Below are 7,581 nucleotides of genomic sequence, written 5' to 3'. Positions count from 1 at the left end.
TCGTTCAGCAGGAAGGCGCGCATGTCGTCGACGACTTTTTGTGTGCGCTCAGCCGAAGCACCGACCGGAGTCTGCACCTGGGCGAAGATCACACCCTGGTCTTCCTCAGGCAGGAACGCGCTTGGAATACGGGTGAACATCCAGATCATGCCGGCCAGGATCAGCGCATACACCAGGAATGCCGGAATCTTGTGCTTGATCATGCCGCCCACGCCGCGCTCGTACTTGAGTACGCCACGGTCGAAGGTGCGGTTGAACCAGCCGAAGAAGCCGCGCTTGGGCTGGCCGTGTTTTTCCGGATCAATCGGCTTGAGCATGGTGGCGCACAAAGCCGGGGTGAAGATCAGGGCAACCATTACCGACAAGGCCATCGCCGAAACGATGGTGATGGAGAACTGCCGGTAGATCACACCAGTGGAACCACCGAAAAACGCCATCGGCAGCAGTACCGCCGACAGTACCAGGGCAATACCCACCAGGGCGCCCTGGATCTGGCCCATGGACTTGATCGTCGCTTCCTTGGGCGACAGGTGCTCCTCGGCCATCACCCGTTCGACGTTTTCCACCACGACGATGGCATCGTCCACCAGCAAGCCGATGGCCAGGATCATGCCGAACATGGTCAGGGTGTTGATGGTGAAACCGCACGCCGCCAGGATCCCGAAGGTACCCAGCAATACCACCGGTACGGTCATGGTGGTGATGATGGTGGCACGGAAGTTCTGCAGGAACAGGAACATCACCAGGAACACCAGCACGATCGCTTCGACCAGGGTGTGAACCACACCGGAGATCGATTCGGTCACTACCGGGGTGGTGTCATATGGCACCACCGCCTTCATGCCAGGCGGGAAGAACGGCTCCAGGGACTTCACTGTTTCGCGGATGGCCTTGCCGGTGTCCAGTGCGTTGGCACCGGCCGCCAGCTTGATCGCCATACCCGAAGCCGGCTTGCCGTTGAACTGCGCACTGATGCTGTAGTTCTGGCCGCCCAGTTCGATGCGTGCGAGGTCACCCAGGCGAACCTGCGAGCCGTCGGTGTTCACCTTCATCAGGATCTTGGCGAATTCCTCGGTGCTTTGCAGGCGCGTCTTGCCGATGATCGTGGCGTTCAGCTGGGTGCCGGGCAGGGCAGGCAGGCCGCCCAATTGGCCGGTGGCCACCTGCACGTTCTGGGCCTTGATGGCATTGCTGACGTCCACTGGCGTGAGCTGGTAGTTGTTCAGCTTGGCCGGGTCGAGCCAGATACGCATGGCGTACTGCGAACCGAACACCTGGAAGTCACCCACCCCCGCGGTACGGGAGATCGGGTCCTGGATGTTGGACACGATGTAGTTGGAGAGGTCGTCCTTGGTCATGCTGCCGTCTTCCGACACCAGACCGATCACCATCAGGAAGTTCTTCACCGACTTGGTCACGCGGATACCCTGTTGCTGCACTTCTTGCGGCAGCAGTGGGGTCGCCAGGTTCAGCTTGTTCTGTACCTGGACCTGGGCGATATCCGGGTTGGTACCCTGGTTGAACGTCACGGTGATGGTCATGCTGCCGTCGGAGTTACTGTCCGAGGAGACATAACGCAGGTTGTCGATACCGTTGAGCTGTTGTTCGATCACCTGCACCACGGTGTCCTGCACGGTTTGTGCGGACGCGCCTGGGTAGGTCACCTGGATGTCGATGGCGGTCGGCGCAATGGCCGGGTATTGGTTGATGGGCAACTTCAGGATCGAGAGTGCCCCGACCAGCATGATCACCAGGGCAATTACCCAGGCGAAAATGGGACGGTCGATAAAAAATTTCGACATGGATTACTCCCCTTTACCAGCATCGGCAGCAGGCGCTGCGGCAGTGCCGGCGGGTTTGGCGTTGTCAGCGTCTTTAACCTTGACTTCGATGCCCGGCTTGATGAACTGCAGGCCTTCGGTGATCACGCGGTCACCGGCATCCAGGCCCTTTTCCACCAGCCAGTAGGCGCCGGCAGTGCGGTTGGCAACCAGTTGACGCTGCTCGACCTTGTTGTCCTTGTTCACGATCAGCGCAGTCGGGATGCCCTTGAGGTCACGGGTCACGCCTTGCTGAGGTGCCAGGATGGCCTTGCTGTTTACACCGGCTTGCAGCTGGGCGTGGACGAACATGCCCGGCAACAGGGTGTGCTCAGGGTTGGGGAACACCGCGCGCAGGGTCACGGAGCCAGTAGTCTGGTCCACCGACACTTCGGAGAACTCCAGCTTGCCGTCCTGGGCGTAGGCGGTGCCGTCTTCCAGGGTCAGCTTGACCTTGGCAGCGTTGTCGCCGGCTTTTTCCAGCTGGCCGCTTTCGAGGTCGCGGCGCAGTTTCAGCATTTCTGCCGAAGACTGGGTGACGTCGACGTAGATCGGGTCCAGTTGCTGGATCACGGCCATGGCATCGGCCTGGCCATTGCTGACCAGCGCGCCTTCGGTGACCGAAGAACGACCGATACGCCCGGAGATCGGCGCGAACACTTTGGTGTAGCGCACGTTGATCTGGGCGGTTTGCACGTCGGCTTCAGCCGTCATGCGGTTGGCCACGGCGGTGTCGTATTCCTGACGGCTGACGGCTTGCTCATCGACAAGTTGCTTGTAGCGGTCGGTGATGGACTTGGTCTGGGTCAGTTTCGCTTGAGCGCTTTTGAGGGTGGCGTCATACACCGACGGGTCGATCTGGTAGAGCTGTTGCCCTTCCTTCACGTCGCCGCCTTCCTTGAACAGGCGCTTGAGAATGATGCCGTTCACCTGGGGACGAACTTCCGCGATGCGGTAGGCAGTGGTGCGGCCTGGCAGCTCGGATGTCAGGGTAAAGGCTTGCGGTTGAATAGTGACCACGCCGACCTGAGGGGTTTGAGCGGGCGGAGCCGCTTCTTCCTTTTTACATCCGCTGAGCAGCGATGCCAGGGCGACGGCAGTGACCAGAGCGGTAACAGCTGGCTTAAGTTGCATGAAGATCCTCGGGTCAGGCGCGCAAAATGCGCACAAGAAGTGTGGAAGGGTAAAAAACAAGCCGTGAGTGGATAAGTAGCTTGCTACGCAATATACTTACGTTCACGGTTGTTTGTAAACTCTTGACAGGCTTCGCGGATTGTTGACAAAGCAAGCGCCAAAGCCTCGATTTTAGTACGTTCGGCGTCCAAGACGACGTCGTCCCACAATTATTCAGATGTTGCTCAAGCACCATCCAAAGTGTCCTGATTGAGGTTTTACTGCCATGGTTCGTCGCACCAAAGAGGAAGCTCAGGAAACGCGCAGCCAGATTCTCGACGCCGCCGAGCAAGCCTTTTATCAACGCGGTGTGGCGCGCACCACGCTGGCGGACATCGCCGCGTTGGCCGGGGTGACGCGCGGGGCTATCTATTGGCATTTCAGTAACAAGTCCGATTTGCTCCAGGCACTGCTCGACACGCTGCACGAACCCCTGGACGAATTGGCCCGGGCCAGTGAAAGCGAGGATGAAGTCGACCCGCTGGGCTGTATGCGCAAGCTGTTGATCCATCTTTATCATCAAGTGGCCCTGGACCCGAAAACCCGGCGCATCAACGAAATCCTGTTTCATAAGTGCGAGTTCACCGATGAAATGTGCGACATGCGGCGCCAACGCCAGACCCATAGCCTGGAGTGCAACCTGCGTATCAGCCTGACACTGCGCAACGCGGTCCATCGCGGGCAACTTCCGGAAAACCTCGACACCACGCGTGGCGCGGTGTGCATTCATGCCTATATTCACGGCCTGATTGGCCAATGGCTACTAGTCCCCGACAGCTTCCAGTTGCATCAGGACGCCGAACGCTGGGTTGACGCAGGGCTGGACATGCTGCGCTTGAGCCCTAGCCTACGCAATTAAGACAAAATGCGTAATTGCATCCAGTTGTGTCAACAGTAAAGTCCAGAGACAGTCAATCGTCCCTTCGCAGGATTTGCGGGGTGACTTTATATACGGGCTGGCGGGCGGTTGATAGGTAGCCGCCTAAGTATTTTGTAGCGATATTGTTGCAAGGCTGTGAAGGAGTGTTTCCCAGCTACTGTGCGATCGTTCCCACGCTCCGCGTGGGAATGCATCCTGTGACGCTCCGCGTCACGCTTTAGGGGCAGACGCAGAGCGTCCAGGGCGGCATTCCCACGCAGAGCGTGGGAACGATCAATCAGCCGAAAAAAAGCCCCGGTTCCTGCGAACCGGGGCTTTTTCGTTTCAGCGAATTACATCACAGCGCCAGCGTGGGGTAGTCGATGTAACCCACTGGGCCTTTGCCGTAGAAGGTTTCCGGGTGCGGTTCGTTCAACGGCGCATCGGCCTTCAGGCGCGCCGGCAGGTCCGGGTTGGCAATGAACGGCACGCCGAAGGCCACTGCATCGGCCTTGCCGGCCGCCAGCCAGGCGTTGGCGCTGTCTTTGGTGAAGCGTTCGTTAGCGATGTACGGGCCACCGAAGGCTTTTTTCAGTTGTGGACCGAGGCTGTCGCCGGCTTCTTTTTCACGGGAGCAGATGAAGGCGATGCCACGCTTGCCCAGCTCGCTGGCGACGTAGGTGAAGGTTTCCGCCAAATTGTCGTCGCCCATGTCGTGGGAGTCGGCGCGTGGTGCCAAATGCACACCCACACGGCCGGCGCCCCAGACTTCAATGGCGGCGTCGGTCACTTCCAGCAGCAGGCGAGCACGGTTTTCCAGGGAGCCACCGTAGTTGTCGGTGCGCTGGTTGGTGCTGCTTTGCAGGAACTGGTCGAGCAGGTAGCCGTTGGCGCCATGGATCTCCACGCCGTCAAAGCCTGCGGCCTTGGCGTTTTCAGCGCCGATGCGGTAAGCGTCAACGATGTCGGCGATTTCAGCGGTTTCCAGGGCGCGTGGCGTCGGGTAGTCGGCCAGCGGGCGAACCAGGCTGACGTGGCCTTTAGGCTGGATGGCGCTCGGTGCCACCGGGGTTTCGCCGTTGAGGTACGACTCATGGGAGATACGGCCCACGTGCCACAATTGCAGGAAAATCTTGCCGCCCGCGCCGTGTATAGCCTTGGTTACATTGGCCCAGCCGCGAACCTGGTCGTTGGACCAGATACCCGGTGTGTCCGGGTAGCCAACGCCCAGCGGCGTCACGGAGGTGGCTTCGCTTAAGATCAGCCCGGCGGAAGCGCGTTGCACGTAGTACTCGGCCATCAGCGCGTTGGGTACGCGGCCTTCATCGGCGCGGCAGCGGGTCAGCGGCGCCATGATGATGCGGTTGGACAATTGCAGGTCGCCCAGTTTGATCGGATCGAAAATAGTCGTCATGGGAAAACACCCTTCTCTTTAAGTGGATTGATCAGTTGGTCGCAGGGGCCAGGTCGGCATCGCCGCTCTGACGGAAAGTAATCAGGGTCACCAGCAGGGCCAGAATCGCCAGGGCCGCCGCGGCCAAAGGCACGCTGGTCAGGCCGAAACCGTGGGCAATCACGCTGCCACCGACCCAGGCGCCGAGCGCGTTGCCGATGTTGAAGGCGCCGATATTCAAGGTGGACACCAGGTTTGGAGCGGCCTTGCCGAAGGTCACCACGTTGATTTGCAGCGCCGGTACGGCGGCGAACGAAGCGGTGGCCCACAGGAACAGGGTGATTTCCGTCGGGATCACCGCGACGCTGGTCCAGGTCAACACCGTGGAGACCACTGCCATGCTGATGAACACGCCGATCAGGGTGGCGGCCAGGCGTTTGTCCGCCAGCTTGCCGCCGATGATGTTGCCGACGGTAAGCCCCAGGCCGATCAGCAGCAGGGTCCAGGTCACGCCTTTGGGCGACACGCCGGTGACATCGCCGAGCAGCGGTGCGACGTAAGTAAAGAGGGTGAACATGGACGCGGCGAACAACGCAGTCATGGTCAGCGACAGCCAGATGCCGGCGCCCTTGAGCGCGGCCAGTTCGGCGCGCATGTCGAGTTTTTCTTCGTCACGCTTGGCCGGCAGGAAGCGGATCAGACCGATCAAGGCGACTACGCCAATCACCGTCACCGCCCAAAAGGTCGAGCGCCAGCCGGCTTCCTGTCCCAGTGCGGTACCCAGCGGCACGCCGAGCACGTTGGCCAGGGTCAAACCGGTGAACATCAAGGCCACGGCCGAAGCCCGTTTGTTGGCCGGCACCAGGTTGGCCGCTACCACCGAACCGATCCCGAAGAACGCACCGTGGCACAGCGCGGTGACCACACGGGCAAACATCAGCACGTTGTAGTCACTGGCCAGGGCGCAGAGCAGGTTGCCGACAATAAAGATGCCCATCAACGCTACCAGGGCGGCCTTGCGTGGCAGCTTGGCGGTGGCCAGTGCCATGAACGGCGCGCCGATGGCCACGCCCAGAGCGTAGCCGGTGACTAGCCAGCCGGCGCCGGGGATCGACACGCCCAGGTCCGCCGCCACATCGGGCAGCAAGCCCATGATGACGAACTCGGTGGTGCCGATGGCGAAGGCGCTGAGGGCCAGTATGAGTAGCGAGAGGGGCATTGGCGTTTCCTTGTTACAGCGCTGCGTTTTCGTCAGCACTGAGTTCGGTGATGAGCGCCGCGAGGAAGGCCTGGATGGTTGCCTCGTTGCGTTTGAAAAAATGCCACTGCCCGGCCTTCTGGCTGCTGATTAACCCGGCGCGTTGCAAGGTGGCCAAATGGGCCGACACGGTCGACTGCGACAAGCCGCAGCGCTGGTCGATCTGCCCGGCACAGATGCCGTATTCGTGGTTGTGCACTTGCTCGGGAAACTGCACCTTCGGGTCTTTCAGCCAGGTGAGGATGTCTCGTCGTACTGGGTGTGCCAGGGCTTTTATTATTTCGTCGAGGTCAATGGACATGGAGGTTGCTCGGTTTCGTACAGCGTTATATCGCGATGAGGCGAACTTTAAATCGGTCTATCCCGATATACCAATATGATTTTGATCTGAGATCAGGCTATTTCGGTATATCGGGTTATAACGATACGTAATCGGCAGTGGTAGACTGCGCGGCATGAATTATCTCGCACATCTGCACCTGGGCGGCCAACTTCCTGCTCAATTGCTCGGCAGCCTGTATGGCGACTTTGTAAAAGGCCGCCTGCAAGGCCAGTTCAGCCCGCAAATCGAGTCGGCGATTCAGTTGCATCGCTCAATCGACCGCTTTACCGACAGCCACCCGCTGGTGGATGAGGCGTTGTCACGCTTCAGCCTGACCCGCAAGCGCTACGCCGGGATTGTCCTCGATGTGTTTTTCGACCACTGCCTGGCGCGGGATTGGGCGCTTTACGCCGAGCAGCCGCTGGAACGCTTCACTGCGCAGGTGTACCGCGTGCTGGCGGCCGAGCCGCAACTGCCGGGGCGGCTGGCGCAGATTGCGCCGTATATGGCGGCGGATGATTGGCTGGGCTCATACCGTGAGTTCGCGGTGATGGAGCAGGTGTTGCGCGGGATTTCGCGGCGGCTGACCCAGCCTCAGGAGCTGGGCCATGCGATGCAGGAGTTGCGGGTTTTGTATGAGCCGTTGAGTGAAGATTTTCGGTTGTTTTATCCAGAGCTACAGAAGTTTGCACAGCTCCAACTGACTACTGAGATCTAACTGTGGGAGCTGGCTTGCCTGCGATAGCAGTCTGTCAG

Annotated in this window: 7 protein-coding genes; 2 read left to right on the top strand and 5 right to left on the bottom strand. The window is 60.1% G+C overall.

Annotated features, from left to right (window positions below; all coding sequences use genetic code 11):
- Together FEM54_RS19000 and FEM54_RS18995 are read right to left on the bottom strand one after the other, a co-directional pair.
- Positions 1-1,802 (bottom strand): efflux RND transporter permease subunit (locus tag FEM54_RS19000; RefSeq protein WP_138452462.1); only part of this gene is annotated, 1,802 nt, incomplete at its 3' end.
- Between the two features lie 3 nt (positions 1,803-1,805).
- Positions 1,806-2,954 (bottom strand): efflux RND transporter periplasmic adaptor subunit, encoded by a 1,149-nt coding sequence (locus tag FEM54_RS18995; protein ID WP_138452460.1) that lies wholly within the window; start codon positions 2,952-2,954, stop codon positions 1,806-1,808.
- A gap of 265 nt (positions 2,955-3,219) precedes the next feature.
- Between FEM54_RS18995 and FEM54_RS18990 the strand changes: the two genes are divergently transcribed.
- Complete coding sequence (locus FEM54_RS18990; protein WP_017137249.1) at positions 3,220-3,852, top strand: TetR family transcriptional regulator; 633 nt, start codon at positions 3,220-3,222, stop codon at positions 3,850-3,852.
- A 358-nt stretch (positions 3,853-4,210) separates the two neighbouring features.
- On the opposite strand, the gene FEM54_RS18985 is transcribed toward FEM54_RS18990, so the two are convergent.
- The 3 genes from FEM54_RS18985 to FEM54_RS18975 are packed head-to-tail and all read right to left on the bottom strand — an operon-like array spanning position 4,211 to position 6,804.
- Positions 4,211-5,266, bottom strand: a complete 1,056-nt coding sequence (locus FEM54_RS18985; RefSeq protein WP_017137250.1) for an alkene reductase — start codon at positions 5,264-5,266, stop codon at positions 4,211-4,213.
- Between the two features lie 31 nt (positions 5,267-5,297).
- The gene (locus FEM54_RS18980; RefSeq protein WP_017137251.1) at positions 5,298-6,464 is read right to left on the bottom strand and encodes an MFS transporter; all 1,167 of its coding nucleotides are present in this window, start codon (positions 6,462-6,464) and stop codon (positions 5,298-5,300) included.
- A 13-nt stretch (positions 6,465-6,477) separates the two neighbouring features.
- Positions 6,478-6,804, bottom strand: coding sequence for an ArsR/SmtB family transcription factor (locus tag FEM54_RS18975; RefSeq protein ID WP_017137252.1), 327 nt, complete (start codon positions 6,802-6,804; stop codon positions 6,478-6,480).
- A gap of 154 nt (positions 6,805-6,958) precedes the next feature.
- Here FEM54_RS18975 and FEM54_RS18970 point away from each other — a divergent pair, with 154 nt between their 5' ends.
- Positions 6,959-7,543: an acyl carrier protein phosphodiesterase gene (locus FEM54_RS18970; protein WP_017137253.1), complete on the top strand. Its 585-nt coding sequence runs from the start codon at positions 6,959-6,961 to the stop codon at positions 7,541-7,543.
- Positions 7,544-7,581: the final 38 nt, after the last annotated feature.

Source organism: Pseudomonas edaphica, from assembly GCF_005863185.1.
Classification (GTDB): Bacteria; Pseudomonadota; Gammaproteobacteria; order Pseudomonadales; family Pseudomonadaceae; genus Aquipseudomonas; species Aquipseudomonas edaphica.
This window is presented reverse-complemented; position numbering and strand designations above follow the sequence as displayed.